Here is a 26,665-nt window from a genome sequence, read left to right on the forward strand (position 1 = left end):
GAGTGGTCCTCGTCGGAGACGAGTGTGATCTCCGAGCACAGGTTGGAGGCCTTGTTGGCCAGCCCGTTGGCCCGGTACGACTCGGTCTGGGCGGACGAAACTCCAGTTTCGTCGCCCACAACTGCATTCTCGGCACGCAGCTTCTACCGATTCGGCGGGTCAGGCGCGGCGGCGGGGTGGGTCGCGGCGCAGGACCTTGGGGAGGTACGCGGCACCGGGACTCTGGGCCGCGGCGGCGTCGTTGGGGTTGGAGATGCCGCAGCGCTGCAGGGAGAGGCAGCCGCAGCCGATGCAGGAGTCGAGGTTGTCGCGGAGACGCTCGAGGGCGTGGATCTGCTCCTCGAGGCGGCGGCGCCAGTGCCTGGACATGCGTGCCCAGTCGGCCTTCGTGGGGGTCCGGTCCCCCGGCAGGCAGTCGAGCTCGGCCTTGATCTCGTCCAGGGAGAGTCCGACGTTGGCGGCCGCCCTGATGAACGCGAGCCTGCGCAGGACGCTGCGCTCGAACGTACGCTGTCCCCCGGCCGATCGCTCGGCCTGGATCAGGCCCTGGCTCTCGTAGTAGCGCACCGCGGAGGCCGCGTAGCCGCTGCGCCGGGTCACCTCGCCCATCGTGAGCAGGTCGTGGGTGTTCATCTCACTCTTTTCTGTCGCAGCCCTTGATCTCAAGTTCACTTTAGGTTGAATCCTAGGGGTCATGAACAGATCAGACAACGAAGTAGCCGTCATCACCGGGGGCTCCGCAGGGCTGGGACTCGCCCTCGCGACCTCTCTCATCGACAAGGGCTGGAGCCTCGTCACCGACGCCCGCAGCGCCGACCGTCTCCATGCCGCCCTGCCGGACAGCCCCCGTGTGACGACGCTGAGCGGCGACGTACGAGATCTCGACCATCAGGACGCCATCGCGGCCGCGGTCGCCCGCCACGGGCGCCTCGACCTGCTCGTGCACAACGCCAGCGAGCTCGGCCCGATGCTTCCCCTGGCCGAGGTCCCCGAGAGCCTCTTCTCGAGTGTGCTCGAGACGAACCTGCTCGCTCCGCTCTCGCTCACCCAGCGGCTCCTCCCCTACCTGATCGCCTCGCGCGGCACCCTCGTGGGCATCTCCAGCGACGCGGCGGTCGAGCACTACCCGACCTGGGGAACGTACGCAGCGAGCAAGGCCGCGCTCGACCACCTGATCCTCACCCTCGGCGAGGAGAACGGCATCCGTGCGTACGCCGTCGATCCCGGTGACATGCGCACCGCGATGCACCAGGCTGCCTTCCACGGCGAGGACATCTCCGACCGACCACTGCCGGAATCGGTCGTTCCGCACCTGCTCGCGCTGCTCTCCGGCGAGCAGCCGTCCGGGCGCTACCGCGCCACCGAACTCGCATCCGTAGGAGCGATCCGATGACCATGCTCGCCGAACGACCGACCACCACGTTCCCCTTTCCTGAGGACGCCACAGCTCCCGCGCCCGCGGAGTGGCGCGGCATGGAGCGCGACGGGGTGCGGCTGCTCGTGGCATCGCCGGGTGGCGTACGACATGCCCGGTTCCGCAACCTTGCCGACCACCTCTCCCCCGGCGACCTGGTCGTGGTCAACGACTCGGTGACCGAGGCGCGCCAGCTCGACGCCGACCTGATCGGGCGCGGCCGGGTCGTGCTCCACCTCGCCCAGCGCCTCGACACCGGCTGGGCCGTGGAGCTCCGTTCCGCGCCTGACGCCTCCAGGTCCGTGCTCGACGCCGCCGAGGGGGACGTGGTCGTGACCGCGGGCCTACGGGTGACCCTCCTCGAGCCGTACCCGGACGGTCGCCCCTCCTCCCCCACCGGCGAGGGCAACCGGCTCTGGCGGGCCCGCGTCACCGGCGACGTGACGGCCGAGCTCGAGCGGGCCGGACGCCCTATCGCGTACGGCTACCTCGACCGCCGCTACCCGCTCTCCGCCTACCAGACGGTCTTCGGGCACCGCCCCGGGAGCGCGGAGATGCCCTCGGCGGCACGCCCGTTCACCCATCCGCTGGTCACCGAGCTGGTCACCCGCGGCATCCAGATCGCGCCCATCACCCTGCACACCGGCGTCTCCTCCCAGGAAGCCGGCGAAGCCCCCGGCGCGGAGTGGTTCGAGGTCTCCGAGACCACGGCGAGACTGGTGGAGCAGACCAGGTACGCCGGGGGCCGCGTCGTCGCGGCCGGCACCACCGTCACCCGAGCCCTCGAGTCAGCGGTCATCCCCGCGACGGGCGCGGTCAGGGCGGCGAGCGGGTGGACCGACCGGGTCATCACGCCGGCCAACCCGCCGTACGTGGTCAACGGGCTGATCACCGGCTGGCACGACCCGCAGGCAAGCCATCTGCTGCTGGTCGAGGCCGTCGCCGGTCCCGAGCTCACCCAGGCGGCCTATGACGCCGCGGTCGGAGACGGCTACCTGTGGCACGAGTTCGGCGACTCCGCCCTCCTGCTCCCCTGAGTGCCGAGGCGAGCTAGGAGAGGGCGCCCTCTCCGTAGCTCACCGGGGTGCCGACGGCGACGGTGCGGCCGACGGTGCACAGGCGGGTCTCGGACTTCTTGATCGCGTCCGGGAGGACCTTGCGGGCGGCGTCGCCGGCCTCGCCCTCGGGGAAGGTGATGTCGAAGGTGACCGCGATGTCGACGAGGCGGTTGCCCTGCTCGTCGCGGATCTTCCGGGCCGCGGCGAGGGCCTCGAAGGTCTCCATCGGGGACCGCTTGCCGGTGATGAAGTCGACGTCCAGAGCGCTGCAGCCGGCCAGGGCGGCGAGGAGCAGCTCGACCGGGGTGAAGTCGGGGTCGTCGCCGTGGCCGATCACCACGGTGCCGCCGCGCGCGTTGGTCGCACGGAAGCGGTGCTCGCCGATCTTCTCCAGAGATACCGAGCGCAGGTCTGCAGCAGAGTCAGTCATGGGGAAAGAGTGCCATCTGCCCGTTAGCCTGTGCGACGTGAGCACCCAGAGCCTGCCCCTGCGCCGAGACGAGGCCGCCGCCCGTGCCAGCCTGCTGAAGATCGAGGACTACGACGTACGCCTCGATCTCGGCTCCAGCGAGGAGACGTTCGGCTCCGTGACGACGATTCGGTTCACCTCCAGAGGTGGGCCGACGTTCCTCGACCTGAAGCCGGTCTCGGTCGAGCGGATCAGCCTCAACGGGGCTTCGATCGACCCGGCCACGCTCGCCAAGGGGCGTCTCCCGATCAGCACGGACGAGGGCCCGAACGAGCTCGTCGTCGAGGCCACCATGCCGTTCCGCAACGACGGCGAGGGGCTCCACCGCAGCGTCGACCCGGCCGACGGACGGGCCTACGTCTACGGGATGTGCTTCATGGACGCCGCCCCGACGATCTTCGCCTGCTTCGACCAGCCCGACCTGAAGGCGCCCTACACCTTCCACGTGAGCGCGCCGCACGACTGGACGGTGATCGGCAACGCTCCGGGCTCCCAGACCTCGCCCGGGACCTGGGAGTTCGAGCGGAGCCAGCCGCTCTCGACGTACTTCGTCACGCTCGTCGCCGGGCCGTGGCACATGATCCACGACGAGCACGACGGGATCCCGCTGTCGCTGAGCTCACGACAGAGCATCGCCGCCGACCTCGACAAGGACGCCGAGGAGCTCTTCACGATCACCAAGCAGTGCTTCGACGAGTTCCACCGGCTCTTCGGCATCCGCTACCCGTTCGGCAACTACCACCAGGCGTTCGTGCCGGAGTTCAACGCGGGCGCGATGGAGAACCCGGGCTGCGTGACCTTCCGGGACCCGCTCGTCTTCACCTCCCGCGTGACCCGCGGCATGCGGATCCAGCGCGCCACCACGGTCGCCCACGAGATGGCTCACCAGTGGTTCGGCGACCTGGTCACGCCGCAGTGGTGGGACGACCTGTGGCTCAACGAGTCGTTCGCCGAATACATGGGCAACCGGGTGACCGCCGAGGTGACGGAGTACGCCGACGCCTGGGCCGACATGTCCTACGCCCGCCGCCAGTGGGGCCTGACCGCCGACCAGCGCGGATCGACGCACTCGGTCGCCGGCAACGGCGCCGAGGACGCCGTCTCCGCGCTGCAGAACTTCGACGGGATCTCCTACTCCAAGGGCTCGGCGATCCTGCGCCAGCTCGCCGCGTCGCTGGGCGACGACGTCTTCTTCGCGGGCGCGATCGACCACTTCAACCGGCACCGGTTCGGCAACGCGACGATGCACGACCTGTTCGCCTCCTGGGATGCCGCCGCGGCCGAGGCGGGGGTCGAGTTCGACCTCGACACCTTCACCACCCAGTGGCTGCTCACCGCCGGCCCGGACACCCTTTCGTGGGACCCGGCCAAGATGGTCGTCAACCGCACCGCTCCGTCGCGGCACCCCGCCGACCGCTCCCACACCTTCCGCGCGGCGATCCTCAACGGCACCCGGTGGACCACCGAGGACATCACGGTGAGCGGTGACCAGACGCCGCTCCAGGTCGCCGCCAACGCCGTCGTGCTCGACCCCTACGACGACACCTGGGCCTCGGCCATCCCCGACTGGGAGACGGTGCAGGCGCTCAAGGCAGCCCTCCCGGAGGTCACTGACGACGGTCTGCGCGCGGGCGTGTGGAACAACCTGCGCAGCGCCTGGTTCAACGCCGCGGTCGACCCGGCCGACGTCATCGACATCGCCGAGGCCTCGCTGCCGGTCGAGGACCTCGAGGACACGCCAAGGCGCACCATGCCGTGGCTCTTCGGCTCGGTGGTGCCGCTGGCACCCGCGGGCGCGCGCGAGCGGCTCCACGAGGCCGCCCTCCGCAAGCTTGCGGAGGTCGCTCCCGGCTCCGAGCTGCAGCTGTCTTCCTACCGCGCGGCGATCCGCTCGGCGTCGTCCGAGTCGCTGCTGCGGGAATGGCTCGCCACTCCCCCGGCCGGGATCGAGACCGACCTCGACCTGCGCTGGCGCATCCTGGCCAAGCTCGCCGAGAACGGTTTCGCGGATCGTGCGGAGCTGCAGGCCGCCTACGACGCCGAGCCCGCCAACGAGGCGCGCATCCACCTCAACGGCGCCCTGGTCAGCATCCCCGACGCGGAGGCGAAGGCGTACGGCTGGTCGGTGTTCACCGGCGAGACCGACCTGCCCAACTACGACATCCTGGCCGCCGGACGGGCGTTCTGGGCCGGTCCGGCCGAGCTCACCTCGGGCTATGTGGAGCGCTACTTCGCCGAGCTTCCCGCCACCGCCGAGAAGCGGTCGGGCTGGAGCCTCGCCGAGGCCGCCGAGGCGTTCTTCCCGAGCGGCTCGGTGACCGAGGAGACCCTCGCTGCCGCACGGGCGGTCATCGAGCTGGATCTGGACCCGGGCGTACGCCGCCGGGTCGCCGACGCGGCCGACAACCTGCAGCGACAGCTGGCGATCAAGGTGACCTATCCCGCGTAGCCGAGGCCCTGGCGGTGAGTCGGGGGCAAGACTGTCCGTGGTCACCGATAGTTTTCGTTTCATGCGGATCCTGCACACCTCCGACTGGCACCTGGGCCGGTCCTTCCACCGGGAGGGCATGCTCGGGCACCAGGCGGCGTACGTCGACCATCTCCTCTCCGTGGTGGAGCAGGGATCCGTCGACGTGGTGTGCGTATCCGGCGATGTATACGACCGTGCGCTTCCGCAGGTCGACGCGGTGCGGCTGGCCTCGGAGGCGCTCTCGCGACTCGCGGCCTCGCGGGCGAAGGTCGTCATCACCAGCGGCAACCACGACTCGGCCCAGCGGCTGGGGTTCGGCTCCGAGCTGATCGACGCCGCCGGCATCTTCATCCGCACCGACCTGGCCGGCGTCGGCCGCCCGGTGATGCTCCCCGACGAGCACGGCGAGGTGGCCTTCTACGGTCTCCCCTACCTCGATCCCGACGCAGCCAGGGCGTCCTGGGGGCTGGAGTCGCGCTCCCACCAGGCGGCGCTCGGCGAGGCGATGCGACGGGTGCGTGCCGACCTCGATGGCCGGGGTGGCCGCAGCGTGGTCATGGCCCACGCCTTCGTCACCGGCGCGGAGCCCTCCGACTCCGAGCGCGACATCTCCGTCGGCGGCGTCTCGATGGTGCCCGCCAGCCTCTTCGAGGACATCTCCTACGCCGCCCTCGGCCACCTCCACGGCCGCCACACGATCACCGACACGGTGCGCTACAGCGGCTCCCCGCTGGCCTATTCCTTCTCCGAGGCCAACCACCTCAAGGGGTCCTGGCTCATCGATCTCGACGAGTCCGGTTTCGTCGCCAGCGAGTTCGTGGAGGCGCCGGTCCCGCGCAACCTGGCCCGCCTGCGGGGCACCCTCGAGGAGCTCCTGAGCGACCCTCGCCACGAGGTCCACGAGCAGTCGTGGCTGCAGATCACCCTGACCGACCGGATCCGCCCTGCCCAGGCCATGGAACGGCTGCGGCGGCGGTTCCCGCACACCCTCGTGCTGGGGTTCGAGTCGACCGCGCCGGTCCTGGGTGCCCTGTCCCAGCCCGACCCGTCCCGGCCGCGCCGGGACATCGACCTGGTCACCGAGTTCGTGGCCGAGCTCCGCGGCGAGCCCGCGGCCAAGGCCGAGCTGGCGCTGCTGCAGACCGCCGTGGACGCCTGCTGCGAGGACCCCGAGGTCGACTCGCTCGACTCGCGCTCCGGCGTCGCCGAGGAAGAGGAGTGGCTCGAGGTGCTCTTCTGATGCGCCTTCACCACTTGGAGGTCGCCGCGTTCGGCCCGTTCACGGGCACGGTGAGCGTCGACTTCGACCAGCTCTCCGAGGCGGGTCTCTTCCTGCTCTCCGGCGCCACCGGAGCCGGAAAGACGAGCGTCCTGGACGCGGTCTGCTTCGCACTCTACGGCGACGTCCCCGGTGACCGTTCGGTCGCGAAGCGGCTGCGCAGCGACCGGGCGCCGGCCGAGGTCGCGACCCGGGTCGTCCTGGAGGCGACGCTCGCCCAGCGACGCTTCCGGATCACCCGCTCCCCGTCGTGGGAGCGCCCCAAGCGCCGTGGCGCCGGCACCACGACCCAGCAGGCCTCCGTCGTGCTCATGGAGCAGGTCGGCGAGGAGTGGCGCACCCTCACCACCCGCCTGGACGAGGCTGGCCACCTGGTCTCGGACCTGCTCGGCATGACGCTGACCCAGTTCGTGCAGGTCGCGATGCTCCCCCAGGGGCGTTTCCAGGCTTTCCTGCGCTCCAGCGCCGAGGAGCGCAAGCGGCTGCTCGAGCGGCTCTTCCGCACCGAGCGCTTCGCCGATGTCGAGCGCTGGCTGCGTGAGCGCCGCGTCGAGCTCCGGCGGCGTTCCGAGGAGCTCAACGCCGGGGTCGCCGAGGCGGTCAGCCGGATCAGTGAGACCGCGGCCGTCACGCTCCCCGACGACTGGGACGTCCACGACCTCGGCCTCCCCGCCGGCGACGGAGCGATCGCAACCTGGGCCCGCGCGCTGGCCGAGGAGGCCACCGAGTCGCAGGCGGTCACCTCGGGCGCGGCGATGGAGGCCCTGGCCGCGGAGTCGGAGACCCTCGCCGCCCTCGACGCCGCCCGGGCGATGGCCGAGAAGCAGCGCGGCCTCCGCGCGGCCGCGGCCGCCGAGAGCCGCCTCGTCGCCGCTGCCGAGGAGCAGGAGGAGCGCGTACGCCGCGTCGAGGCCGCCCAGCGGGCCGAGGCGGTGGCCGGGGTCAACGAGCTCGCCGACCAGGCACGGCGCGAGCACGCCAGGGCGATTGCGCTCGCCCCGAGCGACCTGACCCTGACCGACGCCAAGGCGGCGGTGGACCGGATCTCGGCACGTCTCGCCCAGGCCCGCGCCCTGGCGCCGGTCCAGCAACGTCTCAGCGAGGTCACCCGCGAGCTCGCAACCACCGGCACCCAGCGCGACCGCCTCCTCACCCAGACCCGCGAGCAGGCCCGGCTCGCCGAGGAGCTGCCGCAGCAGACCGAGGCCCTCACCGCGGACCTGGCGGCGGCTACCGAAGCGGCTGCTGCGATCCCGGTGCTGCGCGCTCAGGTCGCCGCGGTCACCGAGGTCGGCCGGCTGACCCGGGAGCTCGTCGACGCCCGCGCCAGGCACGAGTCGGCCAGGACTGCCGCCATGGAGGCGCGCACCCACTACCTCGACGTACGCCAGGCCCGGCTGGACGGCATCGCCGCCGAGCTCGCCGGGGCGCTCGCCGTCGGTGCGGACTGCCCGGTGTGCGGGTCCCACGAGCACCCGCACAAGGCCTCCCCCGCCGACGGCGCCCCCGACGCGGCTGCCGAGAAGACCGCCCAGGCGACCTACGACAACGCCAGCGCCGAGGAGCACGCCCGCGACCAGCACGTACGCGACCTCACCACCCGACTCCAGCTCGCCCAGGAGGCTGCTGGGGAGAGTGACGAGCCGGCCGCGTCGATGGCCGAGCGCCTGGCCGGTCTGGAGCGTACGGCTGCCCGCGAGCCGAGCCTGCGCGCCGAGCTCACCGCCGCCGAGGAGACCCGGGCCCGCTCGGCGACGCTCCGTGCCGAGCTGGAGACCCGCGCCGCCGAGCTCGAGACCACCCTGCGTCACCTCACCGAGGAACGCGAGCGTCTCGAGGAGCAGCTGACCGACGTCCGTGGCGACCACCGGGATCTCGACGCCGTGCTCGCCGCTCTCGACCGCGAGCACCGTGCCGCGACCACGAGCCTCGAGCGCCTCGAGGCCGCCACCCGCGCCGCCGAGGCGCTGGCCGGCGCCGAGCGCACGCTCACCGCCACGGCGGTCCGGGCCGGCTTCGACACCCCCGAGAGCGCCCTCGCCGCCGCGCTCCCGCCCGAGCGGGTCGCGGCGCTGAACAGCCAGATCAAGACGTACGCCGACAGCCTGGCGGCCGCCCGGGCGACCCTCGACTCCCCCGGCGCCGCCGAGATCCTGGCCACCGAGGAGCCGGACCTGCCGGCGCTCACCACCGCCCACCGCAAGGCCGCCGACGCCGCCGACTCGGCCCGCTCGGCGGCCGACACCGCCGCCAACCGGGCCGCCCGCCTCGACTCCCTGCAACGCGACCTGACCCGCGCGCTCTCGGCCTGGGCGCCCGTACGCGACGACCTCGAGGTCGCCGTCCGGATCGCCTCCTTCGCCGAGGGCAAGAGCAGCGACAACCAGCTTCAGATGAGCCTGTCGGCCTACGTCGTCGCCTACCGCCTCACCCAGGTCGTCGCCGCCGCCAACGAGCGGCTGGCGAAGATGAGCGACCAGCGCTACGCCCTGGAGCACTCCGCGGCCAAGGGTGCCGGCGACCGGCGCGGTGGCCTGGCGCTGATGGTCCGCGACGACTGGTCCGGCGAGTCGAGGGACCCGGCCACCCTGTCGGGCGGCGAGACCTTCGTGGTCTCCCTCGCCCTGGCGCTGGGCCTGGCCGACGTGATCATGAACGAGGCCGGCGGCCAGATGCTCGACACCCTCTTCGTCGACGAGGGCTTCGGCTCCCTCGACGCCGACACCCTCGACGACGTGCTCGACGTCCTCGATACCCTCCGCGAGGGCGGTCGCATCATCGGCGTCGTCAGCCACGTCACCGAGATGCGCGAGCGCATCCCCACCCAGCTCGCGGTGGCCAAGGGCCGAGAGGGATCCACTCTCCAGATCCACGCCACCTGACCCAGCCACGCCGAGAAGTCAGAATCTGGCACCGAGGCGTCAGTTCTTGACCGCGAGAGGTCAATTCTTGACGCCGAGAAGTCAGGTCGCTGGCGCGCCAGGCACCCGCACGGAGCCCAGGACCTCGCCACCCAAAAACTGACTCCTCGGCGCCGATTCTCGACCAATGGAGCTCAAGAATCGACGCCTCGGCGTCAGAAATCGACCTTTCGGCGGGAGGGTCACTCGGCGAAGGACTCGACGGGCGGGCAGGAGCAGACCAGGTTGCGGTCGCCGTAGGTGTTGTCGATGCGGGCCACCGGCGGCCAGTACTTGTCAGGGTCGATGCCGCGCGGGAAGACGGCCTCCTCGCGCGAGTAGGCGCGGTCCCAGTCCCCGACGAGGGCACGGGAGGTGTGCGGGGCGCCGCGCAGGACCGAGGTCTCGGCGGTCCAGTCACCCGAGGCGACCCGGTCGATCTCGCCCTTGATCGCGATCATCGCGTCGATGAACCGGTCCAGCTCGCCGAGGTCCTCGGACTCGGTGGGCTCGACCATGAGCGTGCCGGCGACAGGGAAGGACATCGTCGGGGCGTGGAAGCCGTAGTCGATGAGCCGCTTGGCGACGTCGTCGACGGTGACACCGGTCTCCTTCGTGATCGGCCGCAGGTCGAGGATGCACTCGTGCGCGACCAGGCCGGTCTCGCCACGGTAGAGCACCGGGAAGTGCTCGTTGAGGCGCGAGGCGACGTAGTTGGCCGACAGCACCGCTGCGGACGTCGCCCGGGTCAGACCCTCGGCGCCCATGAGCCGGACGTACGCCCACGAGATCGGCAGGATGCCGGCCGAGCCGTACGGAGCAGCCGAGATAGCGCCGATGCCCGAGCGCTTCGAGGTGTCCGGGTGCAGGGAGTGCGAGGGCAGGTAGGGCGCCAGGTGCGAGCGGACCGCGACCGGACCGACACCCGGACCGCCACCGCCGTGCGGGATGCAGAAGGTCTTGTGCAGGTTGAGGTGGGAGACGTCGCCACCGAACTCGCCGGGCTTGGCGTAGCCCAGGAGCGCGTTGAAGTTGGCGCCGTCGATGTAGACCTGACCGCCGGCCTCGTGCACCAGCGAGCAGACCTCGGTGATGCCCTCCTCGTAGACCCCGTGGGTCGAGGGGTAGGTCACCATGATCGCGGCGACGTTCTCGCCGTGGGCGTCGAGCTTCGCCCGCAGGTCGTCGAGGTCGACGGTGCCGTCCTCGGACGACTTCACGACCTCGACCTTCATGCCGGCCATCACGGCCGAGGCGGCGTTGGTGCCGTGCGCGGAGGAAGGCATCAGGCAGATCTTGCGGTGACCCTGGCCCTGCGCGTCCAGGTAGCCGCGGATCGCCATCAGGCCGGCGAACTCACCCTGCGAGCCGGCGTTCGGCTGGATGGAGACCTCGTCGTAGCCGGTGACCTCGGCGAGCCACCCCTCGAGCTCTCCGACGAGGCGCGTGTAGCCGGCGGCGTCCTCGGCGGGCACGAACGGGTGCAGGTCGGCGAAGCCGGGCAGCGAGATCGGCTCCATCTCGGTGGTCGCGTTGAGCTTCATGGTGCACGAGCCGAGCGGGATCATGCCCTTGTCGAGTGCGTAGTCGCGCGCGGCCAGCTTGTGCAGGTAGCGCAGCATCTGGGTCTCGCTGTGGTGCGCGTTGAAGACCTCGTGGGTGAGGTAGTCGGTGGTGCGCAGCAGGCCGTCGGGCAGCGCGCTGGCCGTGGTGCGGTCGATCTCGTCCAGGTCCGCACCAGAGACGCCGAAGGCGTTGAGCACGGCCGAGAGGGTCGAGCGGGTCGTCGCCTCCGAGGTCGAGATGCCGACGGTGTCGGCGTCCACGAGACGAAGATGTACGCCGAAGCGACGCGCCGCGGTGACGACATCGGCCGCCCGGCCGGGCACGGTGACACCCAGCGTGTCGAAGAACGTCTCCGAGACCAGCGGGAGCCCAGCCGACTTGAGCGCAGCGGCCAGGACGGCGGCGTAGCGGTGGGTGCGGGTTGCGATCGTCCGCAGCCCGGCGGGGCCGTGGTAGACGGCGTACATCGAAGCGCCGACGGCCAGCAGCACCTGCGCGGTGCAGATGTTGGAGGTCGCCTTCTCGCGGCGGATGTGCTGCTCACGGGTCTGCAGAGCGAGGCGGTACGCGGGCCGCCCCTCAGCGTCGACGGAGACACCGACGAGACGACCGGGCAGGTGCCGCTCGATCCCCTCGTGGACGGCCATGTAGCCGGCGTGCGGGCCGCCGTAGAAGAGCGGGATGCCGAAGCGCTGGGTGGAGCCGACGACGACGTCGGCGCCGAGGGTGCCGGGCGCCTCCAGGACGGTGAGAGCGAGCAGGTCGGCGGCGACCACGGCGAGCGCGCCGCGCTCATGGGCGGCGTCGATGACCGGCTTGAGGTCGGGCACGCGACCGGAGGCGCCGGGGTACTGCACCAGCACGCCGATCGCGTCGCCCTCGGGCAGGCCCTGCGAGAGGTCGGCCACGACGACCTCGAGGCCCATCGCCTCGGCGCGCACCTTCACGACCTCGATGGACTGCGGCAGGGCGTCGGCGTCGATGATGAACGGAGCCCTGCCATTTTTCTGGGTGACCTTGCGGTTGGCCCGGTGCACCAGCGCCAGCGCCTCGGCGGCCGCGGTGCCCTCGTCCAGGAGCGAGGAGTTGGCCACCGGCAGGCCGGTCAGGTCGCCGACCATGGTCTGGAAGTTGATGAGCGCCTCGAGGCGGCCCTGGGAGATCTCGGGCTGGTAAGGCGTGTAGGCGGTGTACCAGCTCGGGTCCTCGAGCACGTTGCGACGGATCACCGGCGGCGTCACGGTGGCGTGGTAGCCGAGCCCGATCATCGGTTCGCCGGGCTTGTTGGAGGCGGCGATCTCCCGGGCCAGCGACGCGACCTGCGCCTCGCTCAGCGCGGCCGGCAGGTCCAGCGACTCGACCGAGCGGATCCCGGCCGGCACCGCCGCGTCCATCATCGCCGCGACCGAGTCGTACCCGAGCCGTTGCAGCATCGTCGCCTCGTCGGCGGCCGAGAGTCCGACGTGGCGCTCCACGAACGGGGAGGCGGCGTCGAGCTCGGACAGAGTGGGCGTGTCGGACACAGTGGCTCCTGAGGGCATCTAAGACAACTCGTACGCCCTCCCCCTCTGTCACCGCATCTGCGCCGCTTCAGAGTTGCCTGGTCCGCACAGTCGTGGATGCCTGAGAGTTTCCGGGGAGGAATTGCCCCTTCGGCGCCCCTTCGAGAGGAGCTCTCCCGTGCGGGATGGTCAGCACCACCAGCATAAACGACTCGACCCCGTGGCCCCGCCTCTGCGGGTCCTCGGGGTCGAGTGTTACGTGACGTTTACTAGCCGGCGTTGCGCGCCGCGCGGCGGGCGGAGAGCTCGTCGGACATCGAGGCGACCTGCTCGCCGTCCTCGGCCGCACGCTCGCTGGGGAGCTCGGAGAGCGTGCCCTCGATCTCGCGCCAGACCCCACCGATGGCGATACCGAAGACGCCCTGCCCGCCCTGGAGCAGGTCGATGACCTCGTCGTTGCTGGTGCACTCGTAGACCGAGGCGCCGTCGCTCATCAGGGTGACGCGGGTCAGGTCGTCGGTGCCCCGCTCGCGCAGGTGCTGCACGGCAGCGCGGATCTGCTGCAGCGAGATACCGGCGTCGAGGAGTCGCTTGATGACCTTGAGGATCAGGATGTCGCGGAAGGAGTAGAGCCGCTGGGTGCCTGAGCCGGTGGCACCGCGCACGCTCGGCTCGACGAGACCGGTGCGGGCCCAGTAGTCGAGCTGGCGGTAGCTGATCCCGGCCGCGTTGCAGGCCGTCGGGCCGCGGTAACCGGTGTCGCTCGGCAAAGGCGAGACATCGTCGGTGAAGAGAAGGCCCTGCTCGTCAGCCTGCTCCGCCGCGCGTTGCGCGTCGTCGGCGCCGTGGCCGGGCTTCTGTTCGTGGTCGAACACGATGTCCTCCATCGTCTACTCCGTTGTGCGTAACTCCACTCGGGGAATGAACGGCTGCGGCGGGGGGACCACATCGTTGGAGTTACAACAGAGACAACTACAAGGTAAGCGTCGCAAGGGCCCTGGTCAAAGAACCCCCTCCGGCGTGTCGTCCAGCCTAACCCTCAAGTAGAGCATGAGGCTTTCGGCGCCCGGTTGTCGCGACCAGTGCCGTCAGCGCCAGTACCACGGCTCCGACGAGGAGGCAGACCCGCATCCCGGGAAGGGTGAGAATCCCGCTCGCGCCCGCTCCCAGACCGCCGAAGACGGCGACCGCGATCGCGCCGCCCGTCTGCCGAAACGTGCTCAGCGCACCGGTGGCGACACCGACCCGAGCGGGTTCGACGACGTCGATCAGATCTGCGGTGACGAGGGTGATCGCCAGCGCGCCGCCGGTGGAGAGCGGGACCAGCAGGACGAGGACCAGCCAGACCGGCGTGGTCGTCGAAAGCGGGAGCAGGGCGAGCATCCCCACCGCGAGGATCAGTTGGCCGCCGGCGATGAGCGGGCGCCGGCCCACGACGTACGCCAGGCGCGGTGCCAGCACGTTGGCGCAGGTGGTCATGGCCGCCGGGATGACGAACATCAGCCCCGCCGCGGCACCGCTCCAGCCCCGCACCTGCTGGTAGTAGAGCCCGAGCAGGAAGATCCCTCCGTAGAACCCGAAGTTGATGCCGAAGCCGGAGACCAGCGCGACCGCCGCCCTCCCCCGCGCCACCAGGCCGAGCGGCAGCACCGGCGCCGCCGAGCGGTGCTCCACCACGACGAAGGCGCCCGCCGCCGAGACCGATATCGCCGCCGCGAGCAGCGCGCCCGCGTGCCAGCCGCCGTGGCCGGCCTCGATGACGGCGTACGTCAGTGCCGCCAGCGCGACCACGGCCAGCGCCTGGCCCGGGAGGTCGAGCGGTGCCCGGCGCCGTACCGCCCGGATCCGCAGGCCGGCCAGCAGGGCCACGATCAGGATCCCGACCGGAACGTTGACCAGGAACACCCAGCGCCAGCCGGCGTACTCGCTCAGCAGGCCTCCGGCCACCGGTCCCAGCGCCATGGCCGCGGATCCGCCGATGGTCCACACGGCGATGGCCTGACCCCGGGCCCGCGCGTCGTCGTACGCCACCCGGACCAGCGCCAGCGACGCCGGCATCACCAGCGCGGCGGCAGCGCCCTGGAGCACCCGCGCCGCGATGAGCGCCGGCATCACCGGAGCGGCCGCGCAGGCCACGGAGGCGACGGTGAACAGCACCACCCCCATGGCGTAGGCCCGCACCGGGCCGACCCGGTCGGTCACCGCGCCAGCCGAGAGCATCAGCGCGGCGAACATCAGCGTGTACGCGTCCACGACCCACTGCAGCCCGGCCATCCCGCCGCCCAGGTCCCGGTGGAGATAGGGAAGCGCGATGTTCACCGCGGAGACGTCGACGGTGATCACGGTGAAGCCCAGGAGCGCGGCAAGCAACGCTCGAAAGCTCCCCGCAGGCGCCTCTGCCAGGCCTCCGCTCGACGCCTCGTGGGCAACTGCGGTCATCGTGCTCCTCCTCCAGGTCGTTGTCCCCGAAAGTCTGGTCTCGCCTCGCGCGCAGAGGCAGACCGCGCGATGCAGGGGTGTCACCAGGGGTGGGTGTGACACGGCCCCTCACCCGAGCCGGACCTGCGGCACACTGGTAGGGATGAGCGACATGGCTGCGACCGAGCTGGGGCGCTACCTGCGCGCCCGCCGGGCACGGGTGACCCCGGAGGAGGCAGGCCTGCCCGCCGGCACCGGCGTGCGGCGTACGCCTGGGCTGCGACGCGAGGAGCTCGCTGCCCTCGCGGGCGTGTCGGTCGACTACTACACCCGGCTGGAGCGAGGACGGGAGACCAACCCGTCGACGGCGGTCCTGGACTCGCTGGCCCGCACACTGCACCTCACCGGCGATGCCCATCAGCGCCTGCACGAGCTCGCGGAGGTCGCTTCGGGACGGTTCAGCGAGCCTCAGGCGACGACCGACACGACCGTACGCCCCTCGGTGCTCGCCATGATCGAGAAGCTACGACCGCTGCCGGCGTTCGTGTTCAGCAGGCACAACGACGCACTGGCCGCCAACAGGCCGGGCCGACGGCTCTACCCGGGGCTGTGGGAGGGCCCGCGGGAGCATCGGAACCTGACCCGCTACCACTTCCTCGACCCGGTGGGCCGACGCCTGCTCGACCCGTGGTACCAGACCGTGGCCAGCTCGGTCGCCCACCTGCGGGCCATCGGTGGCACCGACCTCGACTCACCCCGCTTGGCCGCGCTCGTGGGCGAGCTGCTGCTCAAGTCGCCGGAGTTCGCCGAGATGTGGGAACGCTACGACGTCTGCGAGCGAAGCGGTGGCACCAAGACGTTCGAGCATCCGCACGTGGGCCGGATGACGCTCACCTACGAGGTCATGCAGCTGGCCCGCACCGGCGGTCAGCGCCTGGTCGTCTACCAGGCCGAGGCCGACACCATCGACGAGAAGGCGATGCTCGCGCTCAGCGACTGATCTTGCCGAGCGTCAGTGGGACTCGAAGTCCTCGGGCGTGATCTCGTCGAGGAACTCGCGGAACTTCTCGATCTCGTCCTCCTGCTCGGCCGGAACGGCGAGCCCCGCCTCGTCGAGAACCTCGTCGGAGACCACGATCTTCGTCCCCGTACGCAACGCCAGCGCGATCGAGTCCGAAGGCCGAGCGCTCACCTCGACGCCCGAGGCGAAGACCAGGTTGGCGTAGAAGACCCGGTCGGTGACCGAGGTGATCTGCACCTCGGTCAGCTCGTTGCCGGTCGCCTCCAGCACGTCCTTGAGCAGGTCGTGGGTCAGCGGCCGCGGCGGCACCACGCCCTGCTGGGCGAAGGCGATCGCAGTGGCCTCCACCGCGCCGATCCAGATGGGCAGGTATCGCTCACCCGCCACCTCGCGCAACAGCACGATCGGCTGGTTGGAGGGCATCTCCACTCGGACTCCGAGCACATCGACCTCGCGCATGTCATCCACCCTACCCGTCTCCGGGTCGCGACAGCAGCCCGGTTGACCGGCGATGTGAACCGAGTCAGCGGTCGCGCAGTCCCGACTTCACCAAGGTGGCGTGCAGACGGACCGCCAGGGAGGCGATCTCACTCCCGATCTCCTCGGCCCGGCCCTGCGCTCCGGCGTTCCCGGGGCGCCGCAGCGGCGCCACGATCTGCTCGATGAGACCGACCTCGCGGTCGGCGGCGGCCTTCATGCCGCGCAGGTGACGAGGCTCGATGCCGAACTCGGCCAGCTCCTTGGCCGTGCGCGCGATCGCGAGAGCGTCGGTGTCGTAGTGACCGCTGCGCAGCGGCACCACCAGCGCCATCTTCTCCAGCTCGGTCAGCAGCGCGTCGTCGACCTCGGCCACCTTGAGGAGCTCGCGCCGCGAGATCCGCATGTTGTCCGTACGCCGGAACGACTCCGCCCCCGGCGCGCCGCTGGGCGTCAGGGCCACCGTCGGGACCGTGGGCACGGTCGGCTCGATCGCCGGCGGCTCGAGGCCACGGTCTATCGCGTCGAGGTGCTCGCCGATGACCTTGAGCGGCAGGTAGTGGTCGCGCTGCATCCTCAGGACGTAACGCAGTCGTTCCACATCGCGGCGGGAGAACTTGCGGTAGCCCGCGGGCGTACGCTCCGGCTTGATCAGTCCCTTGTCCTCGAGAAACCGGATCTTCGGGATGGTGACCGTGGGAAAGTCCGGACGCAGCTGATCCAGGACCTGCCCGATGTTGAGCCGCTCCCCCGAGTCGCTAGCCGGCCGTTGAGGGTCAGGCATCGCGGCGGCGGCCATCGGCTACGCCCCTTCGTGCCCGGCGTAGAAGACGAGCCGGAACTTCCCGACCTGGACCTCGTCGCCGTCCTTGAGGACGACCTTCTCGATCCGGTCGCGGTTGACGTAGGTGCCGTTGAGGCTGCCGACGTCGGAGACCTCGAAGGTGTCGCCGGTGCGCGCGAACTCCGCGTGGCGACGCGAGACGGTGACGTCGTCGAGGAAGATGTCGCTGTCCGGGTGACGACCCGCGACCACGGTGTCCTGGTCGAGAAGGAAGCGGCTTCCGGCACCGGGACCACGCTGCACGACGAGCATGCCGTTGCCCCGCGGCAGGGCCTCGACGGTGGCCGCCTCGACCGGGCTGAGCACCCGGTCAGAGGTGTCGGCGTCAGCCCCGAGCTGAATCGTCGAGGTCTGGTCGGTCCCGGTCAGGCTTACGCCACACTGCGAGCAGAACCGCGCTTCGTCGGGGTTCTGGCTGCCGCAAGCGGGGCACACGGACATTTTTGAGCTCCAGGTTCATCGAGGGCCGGGCACCTACCCTCAAGTGAACGTTGAGGGATGGTATCCGCAACCTATCAGGTCGGCCCAGGTGTTCGGTTGGGCTGCGCCAATAATTAGGCGTCGAGTGATGCCTCGTACGCCGCGGCGTCGAGGAGGCTCTCCAGCTCGGCAGGATCGGACGGCGTGACCTCGAAGAGCCAGCCACCGTCGTAGGGGTCGTCGTTGACCAGCTCGGGCGTGGCGTCGAGCGATGGGTTGACCGCAACGACCTCGCCGGAGATCGGCGCGTAGATGTCGCTGACCGACTTGGTCGACTCCAGTTCGCCGCAGCTCTCGCCCGACTTGATCGTGTCGCCGACGGTCGGCATCGACACGTAGACGATGTCGCCGAGGGCGTCCTGGGCGTAGTTGGTGATCCCGATCCGTACGGAGCCCTCGGTCTCGCCAGGGTTGCGCAGCCACTCGTGCTCGCTGGTGTACTTCAGGTCCTCGGGGTACACGGCCATCTCCTCATCAGGCGTACTGGTCTGGCCGCGGAAGATCGTCCCGCGAGCCGGTTGTCGAAACCCTACTGCGCCGCACCGACGAAACCTTCAGCGGGACACGGTGTGAATCGACTCGATGTCGATCTTCTCCTCCGACTCCACCTTTACCTCCGCGCCCTGCTCCTCGAGCTGGTCCTGCGGGCCCTGGTAGAAGTCGATCGCGCCGGCCAGCGTGTCGGGCGGGCCGATCACCTGGAGGCGGTAGGGCGGGCTGATCAGCTCGCCGCCGACGTTGAGCCCCTCAGCGGGCTGGCTGACCTCGATCGAGGACGACGCGACCAGGCGTACGGCCTCGCCGTCGGCCCCCTCGATCTCCATCGCCTCGGCACCGCTCGTACGCAGCTCCTCGATCAGGTCGAGGAGCGCGGTCAGCCGCAGCGGGTCGGCGCCGGGGTCGATCTCGATCGTGATGCCCGGACCGCTGACCGGCACCGTCCCGGCGATCACCCGCAGCGTGTCGACCTGCTCCTCGGCACGCTGGAGCGCGGTCTGCTGCTGGAGGGTCTGGTCCTCGAGCTCGTCCCGGGTCGCCTCGAGCTCCTCGATCTGCTCCTGGGCCTTCTGCGTCGTGCCCGCCAGGCCGGAGAGGATGTCGATCAGCTCCTGCTCGCGCAGACCGGCGTACGTCGAGTCCTCGGTGTTCGTCTGGACCTGCACCACCGCGGCGTAGCCGAGTACGCAGAGCAGGACCGCCACGGCCACCTGACCGCGCCGGAAGTGAGTGAGCGCGTCGAAGAGCCGCGCCCGGCCGACCAGCGGCGCCGGCTCCTCCTCGGGCTCGTCGGCCTCGTCGGCCTCATCGGCGTGTTCGGCCTTTTCGGTCTGCTCGTCCGCAGCCGAGTCCTCGACCGCGTCGGGCTCTGTGACCTCAGCGGGCTCGTCGGTCTTCTCGACGTCCTCGGCGGCCGGCTCCTCGGCCTCCGCCGACTCGACAGGCTCTACAGGCTCGGCAGCTTCAGCAGGCTCGACGAAGTCGACGGGCTCGACCGGCTCGACGTCGTCCGCCTTGTCGGTGGGCTCGACCGGCTCGTCCTCCGCGACGTCCGCGTCGACCGACCCTTCGGGCTCCTCCGCGGCGCTGTCCTCGGCCACCGTCTCCTCAGGCTCGTCGACAGCCTCATCGGACGCGGATTCATCGGACTCCGCCTCGTCGGGCGCGTCCGTCTTCGACGGCTCCTCGTTCTCGGCGGCGTCGGCCGTCTCGACAGTCTCAGCGGGTGCCTGCTCAGCAGGCTGCGTACCGTCTTCCGAGGCCTCGGGCGTGGCGCCATCATCGGTGACCGTCTCGGTGACGGACTCCTCCGGAGGCGTGGCGGGCTTCTTCGCCGGTGCCTTCTTCGCCGGGGTCCGCTTGGCCGCGGTCCGCTTCACCGGTGGTCTCCGCTTCCGGTCAGGCATGGAAGATGTGCCTCCGGATGGCTGCGACGTTGGTGAAGATGCGGATGCCGAGGACGACGATGACGCCGGTGGACAGCTGGCCACCGACGCCGAGGCGGTCACCGAGGTAGACGATGCCGGCAGCGATCACGACGTTGCTGATGAACGAGACGACGAAGACCTTGTCGTCGAAGATGCCGTCCATGAACGCGCGCAGCGCACCGAAGACGGCGTCCAGCGCGGCGACGACGGCGATCGGCAGGTAAGGCGCGAGGCCGACGGGCACCTCGGGCTGGAAGAACAGTCCCAGCACGATGCCGATCACTAGGCCGATGACGGCGATCATTCTTCGCGGTCCCCTTCGCTGTTCTCTTCTGAGTCTTCGTCGGTGTTGTCGGTGGGCTTCTCGGAGCCCTGGGTGCCCTTGTCCTTGGACTTGGCCCCGAGGTGGGTCAACTCCAGCAGATCAGGCGGCGCCGCGGGAAGGGTGAGCCGGTCGATGTTCTCGACGTCGTAGGGCATCCCGTAGTCCTGCGTCGTGGTGTGAATCATCGCGCCGGAGACCGTCTCGGCGAAGCGTGCGGCCAGCGTACGCGTGTCGCCGATGGCCGTGACCTCGTAGGGCGGCGAGAGCGAGACGTCGTTCATCCGGAGGGTGGCACCGGAGGTGATCACGCCGCTGCGCGGGGTGACCCGCTGGCCGTCGACGGCGACGGCGGTCGCGCCCGCCTGCCACAGTCCGTTGACGATCACGGCGAGATCGTAGTCGCGGACGGTGCCGCCCTCGCTGCCGTCGGCGGCGTTGTCGATCGTGATCCTGATCCCCGAGCCGGTCACCGGGGCGAACCCGGTCTCCTCCGCGGTCGCCGCGGCCGTCGAGGACGCCGCCTCGGCCCGCAGCCCGAGCGCGTTGAGGGCCGACTCGCTGCTCTGGTTGGCCTCACTCAGCTTGGAGATCTGCTGGTGCAGGTCGGAGATCCGATCCTGGCGCTGCTCGATGCGGTCGACCAGGACCTGCCTGCTGGTCTGGCGGATGTCCTCGTTGCGGGAGGTCTGCACCGCGGCGGTCGTGGCCAGCAGCGCGAAGAGTCCCACGACCACCATCGCCCACATCCCCGGCCGGCGACGCCGGGTCGGCTCCTCGGCCGCGGGCTCGCGCCTCGCGGCAGCAGCCATGTAGTCGGAGTCGATCGCATTGTCGGTGATGCGGTCGAGCAGTGGCTTGGTGACGTAGGCACGCAGGTCCTCGGAGCCGGGGATCTGATCAGGCACGGGTGGCCCCGCCCTTCTCCAGCGGCGGCGTGGTGGCCATCAGGCGCCGCGCCTCCTGGGCGTAGAGGACCAGACTCCACCACAGCAGCAGGATCCCCCACAGCGCGAAGGCCCAGCCGAAGGCCTGCGCCACCTGGATGGGCAGGCTCGGCTCCAAGCCGAGGTCGAGGGTCTCAGGGATGTCGTGGCTGAGGTAGAGCAGCGGGAAGGAGGCCAGCATGCAGAAGGCGGCCACCTTGCCCAGGAGATGGACGGGCAGCGTACGCACCCCACGGCTGCGCAGCGCCGGGATCATCGCCAGCAGGCCGACGAGCCGCAGCGGCACCAGCAGCGCGATCGGCCACGGGATCACGTCGATCTGCCAGAGCGCGAGCGTCGCGGCCAGGACGAAGACGGTGTTGGCCGCCACGTCGAGCAGCTCGCCCGAGCGGCGGCGGCCGAGCTGCTTGCGGTTCAGCCAGCTGTCGAGCAGGTCGGTGACGATCGCGAGACCGAACGCGGACAGTGCGATCGTGTCGTCCTCGGCGATCATCACCGCCCACAGCACCACCGGCGCGTAGACGAGCCGCAAGATGCTGAGCAGCTTGCCGAGCACGGGCTGGTTGCGGTCGGCCGAGCCCCGGGGTCGCCGCGTGTCCCGGCCATGTTGCAGGCGGGGATCACCGGATCGACGGTTGGGCATCTGCGGGCTCTCCTCTGTCACCAGACGCGGCACGAGCCAACCCTAGTCGGTGGGTGTGGAGTCGTCGGCGTGGGCGGCGTCGCGGATCTCGCCGACCAGCTCCTCGATGACGTCCTCCAGCGTCGCCAGCCCGATGGTGCTGCCGTCCTCACGGACGACCCGGGCCAGGTGGGCGCCGCGGCGCTGCAGGGTCTCGAGCGTCTCGTGGAGCGCGTCGTCGGGAGTGACCGTCGCGAACGGGCGGATCCACTTGTTCTGGACGGGCTGCCGGCGGCGTACGTCATCGGGCTCCAGTACGTCCTTGATGTGCAGGTAGCCGACCAGGTCGCCGTTGTCGCCCGCAACCGGGAACCGGCTGTAGCCGGTCGAGGCACACACCGCCTCGATGTCGGAGCCCGAGGCGCCGCGCGGCACGATCGTCCAGTCGGAGATCGGGATGGTGACCTTGGCGACGGTCTTCTCGGTGAAGCCGAGCGCGCCGGCCAGGCGGCCGTACTCGTCCTCCTCCAGGAGCCCCTCGCCGCGGGACTCCTCGACCATGGCGGCCACCTCCGCGCGGGTGAAGGCGGAGCTCACCTCGTCCTTGGGCTCGATGCCGAGCGCGCGGACGCAGACGTTGGCGGCGTAGTTGAAGGCGACGATGATCGGGCGCAGCACGTAGACGATCGCGTAGATGGCCGGGCCGAGGACGAGCGCTGCCTTGTCGGGGCCGGCGAGTGCGATGTTCTTCGGCACCATCTCGCCGACCACCACGTGCAGGTAGGTGACCACGAGCATCGCGATCACGAACGCGACCGGGTGGTGGAGCGCCTCGGGCAGCCCGATCAGGTCGAAGCCGGGCTCGAGCAGGTGGGCCAGCGCCGGCTCGGTGATCGCCAGAAGGAGCACCGAGCAGACCGTGATGCCCAGCTGGGCACCGGCCATCATCAGGCTGATGTTCTCCATCGCCCGCAGGGTGATCCTGGCCATCTGCGAGCCGGCCTGGGCGGCGGGCTCGATCTGGCTGCGTCGGGCCGAGACCAGGGCGAACTCCGAGCCGACGAAGAAGGCGTTGGCGAGCAGCAGCACCAGGCCGAGCACGAGTCCCATCGTGGTGCTCATCAGCCGATCACCTTCATCGAGATCCGGTCGATCCTGCGCCCGTCCATGAGCTCCACGGTCAGCTTCACGTACCTCGCATAGACGTCGTCATCGTCGGAGTCGGGCGGCGGGGTGCCGGGCACGGTCAGCTCGGCGCTCGCTCCCGGCTCGGGGATGCGGCCCAGCAGGCTCAGCATGAGACCGGCGACGGTGTCGTAGTCCTCGCTCTCCGGGAGCGCGACACCGGTGATGTCCTCGACCTCGTCGGGACGCAGCAGCCCCGACAGCGACCAACCGCCGTCGCGGCGCAGCCGCGCGCGGGCGCTGAGCGGGTCGTGCTCGTCTGCGATATCGCCGACGATCTCCTCGATCACGTCCTCGAGGGTGACGATGCCGGCCTGGTCGCCGTACTCGTCGAGCACCACGGCCAGCTGGAACCCCTCGGCGCGCAGCAGCGCCATCAGCGGGTCCAGGCGCAGCGAGTCGGGCACGACCACCGGCGGCACCATCAGGTGCTTCACCTTGGCCGTGGGCCGCTCGTGCACCGGCAGCGCCACGGCCGCCTTGACGTGCACGGTGCCGACCACGGCCTCGTTGTCGTCGAGCACCGGGAAGCGGGAGTTTCCCGTACGCCGGGTGAGCTCGATCAGCGCCTCGGCGCGGTCGTTGTGGTCGAGGCTGTGGACGCGTACGCGCGGGGTCATGATCTCCCCCGCCGTGCGGGTGCCGAACTCCACCGAGCGCTCCATCAGCTCGGCGGTGTCGGCGTCCAGGGTGCCCTCGTGGGCGCTGCGCTGGATCAGCGAGGAGAGCTCGGCCGAGCTGCGCGCCGAGCGCAGCTCCTCCTGCGGTTCCATGCCCAGGCGGCGCACGATGGCATTGGCGGTGCCGTTGAGCACCTTGATCGGGCCGCGCATGAGCCGGGTGAAGGCCCGCATCGGGCCCTGGGTGACGCGTGCCGTCTCCAGGGGCAGCGCCAGCGCGAGGTTCTTGGGGACGAGCTCACCGAAGAGCATCGTCACGATGGTGGAGAGGGTCAACGCGATGGCCACCGCTATCCCCGCCACCGCACCTTCGGGCAGGCCGGTGGCGAGCAGCGGTGCGTCGATCAGCTCGGCGATCGCCGGCTCCGACATCCAGCCGATGCCGAGGTTGGTCACGGTGATGCCGACCTGCGCGCCGGAGAGGTTGCTGGAGAGCTCCTTCATCGCGCGGAGCACGCCTTGGGCGCCCTTGTCGCCCTGCTCGGCGGCCATCTCCACCTGCGAGTGGTCGACCGTGACCAGGGAGAACTCGGCGGCCACGAACACACCACAGGCGGCGACCAGCAGCAGCGCCAGGAAGATGAACAGGACCTCGGTCATCGCACCGACCTCGGCTGGTGCGGCTGCGAATCACACAGCGGGCATGGATATTGGCCGGGTTGCGGTCCGTCCATCGGGGTTCAGATCGTCCTTAGCTGTTGGAAGTGCGGTCAGCCTACATGGCTGTGGTTGCGCCTCCTGCGTTGCTGTACCGGGCTCTCCGGGACGTGTCGCGTTCCGGACACAGTTGTCCAGAACGGGGCTGTGAACCTTGACACACCTGGCCCGTTCGTCAACTCTTACGCGGCAGTAACCGACGATTCACGAGCCGAGGGAGTCCCCTTGACCATGGCCTCAGCCTCACGACGTACGTTCCTGACCGGCGCTGCTGGCGCTGCCGGCGCCGCCGCCACCGGGCTGCTCGGCGGTCCGGCCGCAGCCGCCTCGCCCCGTCGCGTACGACTGGTGCGGGAGGAGCACCGGGCGGTCGTCATCGGGTCCGGGTTCGGTGGCGGGGTGGCCGCGCTTCGGCTGGCCGAGGCCGGCGTACCTGTCACGGTGCTCGAGCGCGGCCGCCGCTGGCCGACGGGACCTGACGCGCAGACCTTCCCGACGGTGCGCTCGCTCGACAAAAGGGTGCTGTTCCACACCACCGCACCCGAGGCGCTCAAGCCGCTGCAGAAGCTGCTCGGCACTCCCCTGAACTTCGGCCCGTACGTCGGCCTGCTCGAGCCCGTCCTCGGCCAGAACATGCTGGCCATGTGCGCGGCCGGCGTCGGCGGTGGCTCGCTGGTCTACCAGGGCATGACGCTGCAGCCCTCCGCCGAGGTCTTCAACACCTGGTTCCCCAACGAGCTCGACTACGAGCTCATGGACCGGGTCCACTACCCACGTGTGGCCAAGATGCTCGGCGCCGCGACCGCGCCCGACGAGCTGATCGCCTCGGACAACTACCGGGTCTCGCGTACGTTCGGCGAGCGGGTGGAGGCAGCCGGCTTCGACCTGCAGAAGATCCCGATGCCGATCGACTGGTCCTACGCGCTGGCGGAGCTGCGCGGCGAGATGGCTCCGTCCTACACCAACGGCGACTGCGCCCTCGGCGTCAACAACGGCGGCAAGCACTCCGTCGACGTCACCTACATCGAGCAGGCCGAGGCCACCGGCCTGGTGCACGTCGCCACCCGTCACAACGTGACGAGCGTGGCCCGGGCCGCCGACGGCCGCTGGGAGGTCCACGTCGACCGCACCAACGACGCCGGCGACGTGGTGGAGCAGAAGATCCTGACCACCCGCGCACTGGTCATGGCGGCCGGCTCGCTCAACACCAGCAAGCTCCTGGTCCGCGCCGCGGCGACCGACACCATCCCGGACCTTCCCGAGAAGCTCGGCCAGGGCTGGGGCACCAACGGCGACCGGATCTACATGTGGCGCCCCTTCGATGAGAACCTCACCGGTACGCAGGGTGGTCCCGTCGTCTACCAGAGCCAGGACTGGGGCGACCCGGCCAGGGCCAACACCGTCATCCAGGCGTCGTTGCCGCCACTCCCCCTCGGCCTCGACCTGGGCGCCACGATGCTGGTCGGATTCGGCGTCAGTGCCGACCGCGGCAGCTTCCGCTACAGCTCGCTGACCGACTCGGTGAGCCTGCGTTTCCCCTTCGGCGGCGACTCGGCGAGCTATCGCGCCATCCACGAGCGGGTCACGAAGATCAGCGGCGGCCTCGGCGCCCTGATTGACACCAACAGCATCGTCAACAGCACCTGGCACCCGCTCGGCGGCGCCAACATGGGCACCGTCTGCGATCTCGACGGCCGGGTACAGGGCCAAGACGGCCTCTACGTCCTCGACGGCGCGCTCATCCCCGGCACCACGGGGGCATGCAACCCGTCGTTGACCATCGCCGCCGTCGCCGAACGTGCGATGGACAACATCGTCGCCAAGGACGTCGGCACGGTCATCTGACAGGTCCCGCCTGGAGCCATTTCGGCCCCACCAGGATCATGCAATGCAAAATTCTGCAGATTTTGCCGAAAGGGGGTGACAACCCCTTAGGTGATGCGGCACCATTGTTCTTGCCCCGCTGGTGACCCGAGACGCCAGCGGGGCTCTTACGTTTTCCCGCCAACTCATGCCAGCTTCTGGGCGACCTCGTTGAGGTCGGCGCGGAGCTTGGTGCGGTAGGCGTCGTGCTGCTCGGGCAGCCGGGCGTCGCAGAAGGCGGCCAGGTCGGTCCCGGTGACCTCGATGACCGAACGCCCGGCAGCGGCCTCGGCCTCGAACAGATCGAGGATCTCGCGCAGGACGGCGACGATATCCATGCCGTCGCCGGCGGTGAAGCGCCACATGTAGTTCTTCATCTCGCCATAGACGGTGCGGTAGTCGGCCGGCAGTTCGGCGGCACGAGCTTGCATCCGCTTCCAGTCCTTCTTGTCACCGACGAGGCGGCTGAGGAGGTTGTTCATGGTGGTGCTCCTTTGGATCGGTTGGTGGCTCCTGTTTGGGGCCGTGAAAGAAGCGTGCAGCCCTGACGTAGCGTCAAGGTCAAG

23 protein-coding genes and 1 riboswitch are annotated in these 26,665 nt (G+C 70.3%); of the genes, 7 read left to right on the forward strand and 16 right to left on the reverse strand.

What is annotated here, in order from left to right; genetic code table 11:
- Nucleotides 1-159 precede the first annotated feature (159 nt).
- A complete protein-coding gene (soxR, locus tag ABZY89_RS28000; RefSeq protein WP_355232463.1) occupies nucleotides 160-633 on the reverse strand; it encodes a redox-sensitive transcriptional activator SoxR in 474 nt (157 codons plus the stop codon).
- 61 nt (nucleotides 634-694) lie between these two features.
- Here soxR and ABZY89_RS28005 point away from each other — a divergent pair, with 61 nt between their 5' ends.
- Nucleotides 695-1,393 (forward strand): SDR family NAD(P)-dependent oxidoreductase, encoded by a 699-nt coding sequence (locus ABZY89_RS28005; RefSeq protein WP_355232464.1) that lies wholly within the window; start codon nucleotides 695-697, stop codon nucleotides 1,391-1,393.
- Nucleotides 1,390-2,451: an S-adenosylmethionine:tRNA ribosyltransferase-isomerase gene (locus ABZY89_RS28010; RefSeq protein WP_355232465.1), complete on the forward strand. Its 1,062-nt coding sequence runs from the start codon at nucleotides 1,390-1,392 to the stop codon at nucleotides 2,449-2,451. Before ABZY89_RS28005 ends, ABZY89_RS28010 begins: the two co-directional genes overlap by 4 nt.
- 13 nt (nucleotides 2,452-2,464) lie before the next feature.
- Here ABZY89_RS28010 and ABZY89_RS28015 read toward each other — a convergent pair whose 3' ends face one another.
- Nucleotides 2,465-2,902: an OsmC family protein gene (locus ABZY89_RS28015; protein ID WP_355022066.1), complete on the reverse strand. Its 438-nt coding sequence runs from the start codon at nucleotides 2,900-2,902 to the stop codon at nucleotides 2,465-2,467.
- Nucleotides 2,903-2,939: 37 nt separating this feature from the next.
- Between ABZY89_RS28015 and pepN the strand changes: the two genes are divergently transcribed.
- The 3 genes from pepN (at nucleotide 2,940) to ABZY89_RS28030 (ending at nucleotide 9,572) form a co-directional block, all read left to right on the forward strand.
- Complete coding sequence (pepN, locus tag ABZY89_RS28020; RefSeq protein WP_355232466.1) at nucleotides 2,940-5,390, forward strand: aminopeptidase N; 2,451 nt, start codon at nucleotides 2,940-2,942, stop codon at nucleotides 5,388-5,390.
- A 61-nt stretch (nucleotides 5,391-5,451) separates the two neighbouring features.
- Nucleotides 5,452-6,651, forward strand: a complete 1,200-nt coding sequence (locus ABZY89_RS28025) for an exonuclease SbcCD subunit D (RefSeq protein WP_355232467.1) — start codon at nucleotides 5,452-5,454, stop codon at nucleotides 6,649-6,651.
- Nucleotides 6,651-9,572, forward strand: coding sequence for an SMC family ATPase (locus ABZY89_RS28030; protein ID WP_355232468.1), 2,922 nt, complete (start codon nucleotides 6,651-6,653; stop codon nucleotides 9,570-9,572). The genes ABZY89_RS28025 and ABZY89_RS28030 overlap by 1 nt, the downstream gene beginning before the upstream one ends.
- 221 nt (nucleotides 9,573-9,793) lie before the next feature.
- On the opposite strand, the gene gcvP is transcribed toward ABZY89_RS28030, so the two are convergent.
- The 3 genes from gcvP to ABZY89_RS28045 form a co-directional block, all read right to left on the reverse strand.
- Nucleotides 9,794-12,679: an aminomethyl-transferring glycine dehydrogenase gene (gene gcvP / locus ABZY89_RS28035; protein ID WP_355232469.1), complete on the reverse strand. Its 2,886-nt coding sequence runs from the start codon at nucleotides 12,677-12,679 to the stop codon at nucleotides 9,794-9,796.
- Nucleotides 12,680-12,756: 77 nt separating this feature from the next.
- A riboswitch (glycine riboswitch) is annotated at nucleotides 12,757-12,847 on the reverse strand.
- Nucleotides 12,848-12,927: 80 nt separating this feature from the next.
- Complete coding sequence (locus ABZY89_RS28040) at nucleotides 12,928-13,545, reverse strand: MerR family transcriptional regulator (protein WP_350658253.1); 618 nt, start codon at nucleotides 13,543-13,545, stop codon at nucleotides 12,928-12,930.
- A 145-nt stretch (nucleotides 13,546-13,690) separates the two neighbouring features.
- Nucleotides 13,691-15,097: an MFS transporter gene (locus ABZY89_RS28045; RefSeq protein ID WP_355232470.1), complete on the reverse strand. Its 1,407-nt coding sequence runs from the start codon at nucleotides 15,095-15,097 to the stop codon at nucleotides 13,691-13,693.
- 142 nt (nucleotides 15,098-15,239) lie between these two features.
- Between ABZY89_RS28045 and ABZY89_RS28050 the strand changes: the two genes are divergently transcribed.
- Nucleotides 15,240-16,076 (forward strand): helix-turn-helix transcriptional regulator, encoded by an 837-nt coding sequence (locus tag ABZY89_RS28050; RefSeq protein ID WP_355232471.1) that lies wholly within the window; start codon nucleotides 15,240-15,242, stop codon nucleotides 16,074-16,076.
- A 12-nt stretch (nucleotides 16,077-16,088) separates the two neighbouring features.
- Here ABZY89_RS28050 and ABZY89_RS28055 read toward each other — a convergent pair whose 3' ends face one another.
- The 10 genes from ABZY89_RS28055 to ABZY89_RS28100 form a co-directional block, all read right to left on the reverse strand.
- Nucleotides 16,089-16,556, reverse strand: coding sequence for a bifunctional nuclease family protein (locus ABZY89_RS28055; protein ID WP_091042032.1), 468 nt, complete (start codon nucleotides 16,554-16,556; stop codon nucleotides 16,089-16,091).
- Nucleotides 16,557-16,620: 64 nt separating this feature from the next.
- Nucleotides 16,621-17,373: a MerR family transcriptional regulator gene (locus tag ABZY89_RS28060; protein ID WP_350713951.1), complete on the reverse strand. Its 753-nt coding sequence runs from the start codon at nucleotides 17,371-17,373 to the stop codon at nucleotides 16,621-16,623.
- 3 nt (nucleotides 17,374-17,376) lie between these two features.
- Nucleotides 17,377-17,859: an FHA domain-containing protein gene (locus ABZY89_RS28065; RefSeq protein ID WP_160023650.1), complete on the reverse strand. Its 483-nt coding sequence runs from the start codon at nucleotides 17,857-17,859 to the stop codon at nucleotides 17,377-17,379.
- 113 nt (nucleotides 17,860-17,972) lie between these two features.
- Nucleotides 17,973-18,359, reverse strand: coding sequence for a glycine cleavage system protein GcvH (gene gcvH / locus ABZY89_RS28070; RefSeq protein WP_355232472.1), 387 nt, complete (start codon nucleotides 18,357-18,359; stop codon nucleotides 17,973-17,975).
- A 93-nt stretch (nucleotides 18,360-18,452) separates the two neighbouring features.
- Nucleotides 18,453-19,775 carry a DUF881 domain-containing protein gene (locus ABZY89_RS28075; protein ID WP_355232473.1) on the reverse strand — a complete coding sequence of 441 codons (1,323 nt, stop codon included), beginning with the start codon at nucleotides 19,773-19,775 and terminating at the stop codon, nucleotides 18,453-18,455.
- A gap of 19 nt (nucleotides 19,776-19,794) precedes the next feature.
- Entirely contained in the window at nucleotides 19,795-20,127 is a 333-nt protein-coding gene (locus ABZY89_RS28080; protein WP_008359542.1) for a small basic family protein, read from the reverse strand.
- Nucleotides 20,124-21,053, reverse strand: a complete 930-nt coding sequence (locus tag ABZY89_RS28085; protein ID WP_355232474.1) for a DUF881 domain-containing protein — start codon at nucleotides 21,051-21,053, stop codon at nucleotides 20,124-20,126. Before ABZY89_RS28085 ends, ABZY89_RS28080 begins: the two co-directional genes overlap by 4 nt.
- Nucleotides 21,046-21,735: a CDP-alcohol phosphatidyltransferase family protein gene (locus ABZY89_RS28090; protein ID WP_355232475.1), complete on the reverse strand. Its 690-nt coding sequence runs from the start codon at nucleotides 21,733-21,735 to the stop codon at nucleotides 21,046-21,048. The genes ABZY89_RS28085 and ABZY89_RS28090 overlap by 8 nt, the downstream gene beginning before the upstream one ends.
- A gap of 42 nt (nucleotides 21,736-21,777) precedes the next feature.
- Nucleotides 21,778-22,836: a hemolysin family protein gene (locus ABZY89_RS28095; RefSeq protein WP_355232476.1), complete on the reverse strand. Its 1,059-nt coding sequence runs from the start codon at nucleotides 22,834-22,836 to the stop codon at nucleotides 21,778-21,780.
- On the reverse strand, nucleotides 22,836-24,179 hold the full coding sequence (locus ABZY89_RS28100; protein WP_355232477.1) for a hemolysin family protein: 1,344 nt from the start codon (nucleotides 24,177-24,179) through the stop codon (nucleotides 22,836-22,838). The genes ABZY89_RS28095 and ABZY89_RS28100 overlap by 1 nt, the downstream gene beginning before the upstream one ends.
- 288 nt (nucleotides 24,180-24,467) lie before the next feature.
- On the opposite strand from ABZY89_RS28100, the gene ABZY89_RS28105 reads away from it, so the two are divergent.
- Entirely contained in the window at nucleotides 24,468-26,081 is a 1,614-nt protein-coding gene (locus tag ABZY89_RS28105; RefSeq protein ID WP_355232479.1) for a GMC oxidoreductase, read from the forward strand.
- Between the two features lie 164 nt (nucleotides 26,082-26,245).
- Here ABZY89_RS28105 and ABZY89_RS28110 read toward each other — a convergent pair whose 3' ends face one another.
- On the reverse strand, nucleotides 26,246-26,581 hold the full coding sequence (locus ABZY89_RS28110) for a DUF1048 domain-containing protein (RefSeq protein ID WP_355232478.1): 336 nt from the start codon (nucleotides 26,579-26,581) through the stop codon (nucleotides 26,246-26,248).
- Nucleotides 26,582-26,665: the final 84 nt, after the last annotated feature.

Origin of the sequence: Nocardioides sp. NPDC006303, from assembly GCF_040613175.1 — a bacterium.
Lineage (GTDB): Bacteria > Actinomycetota > Actinomycetes > Propionibacteriales > Nocardioidaceae > Nocardioides.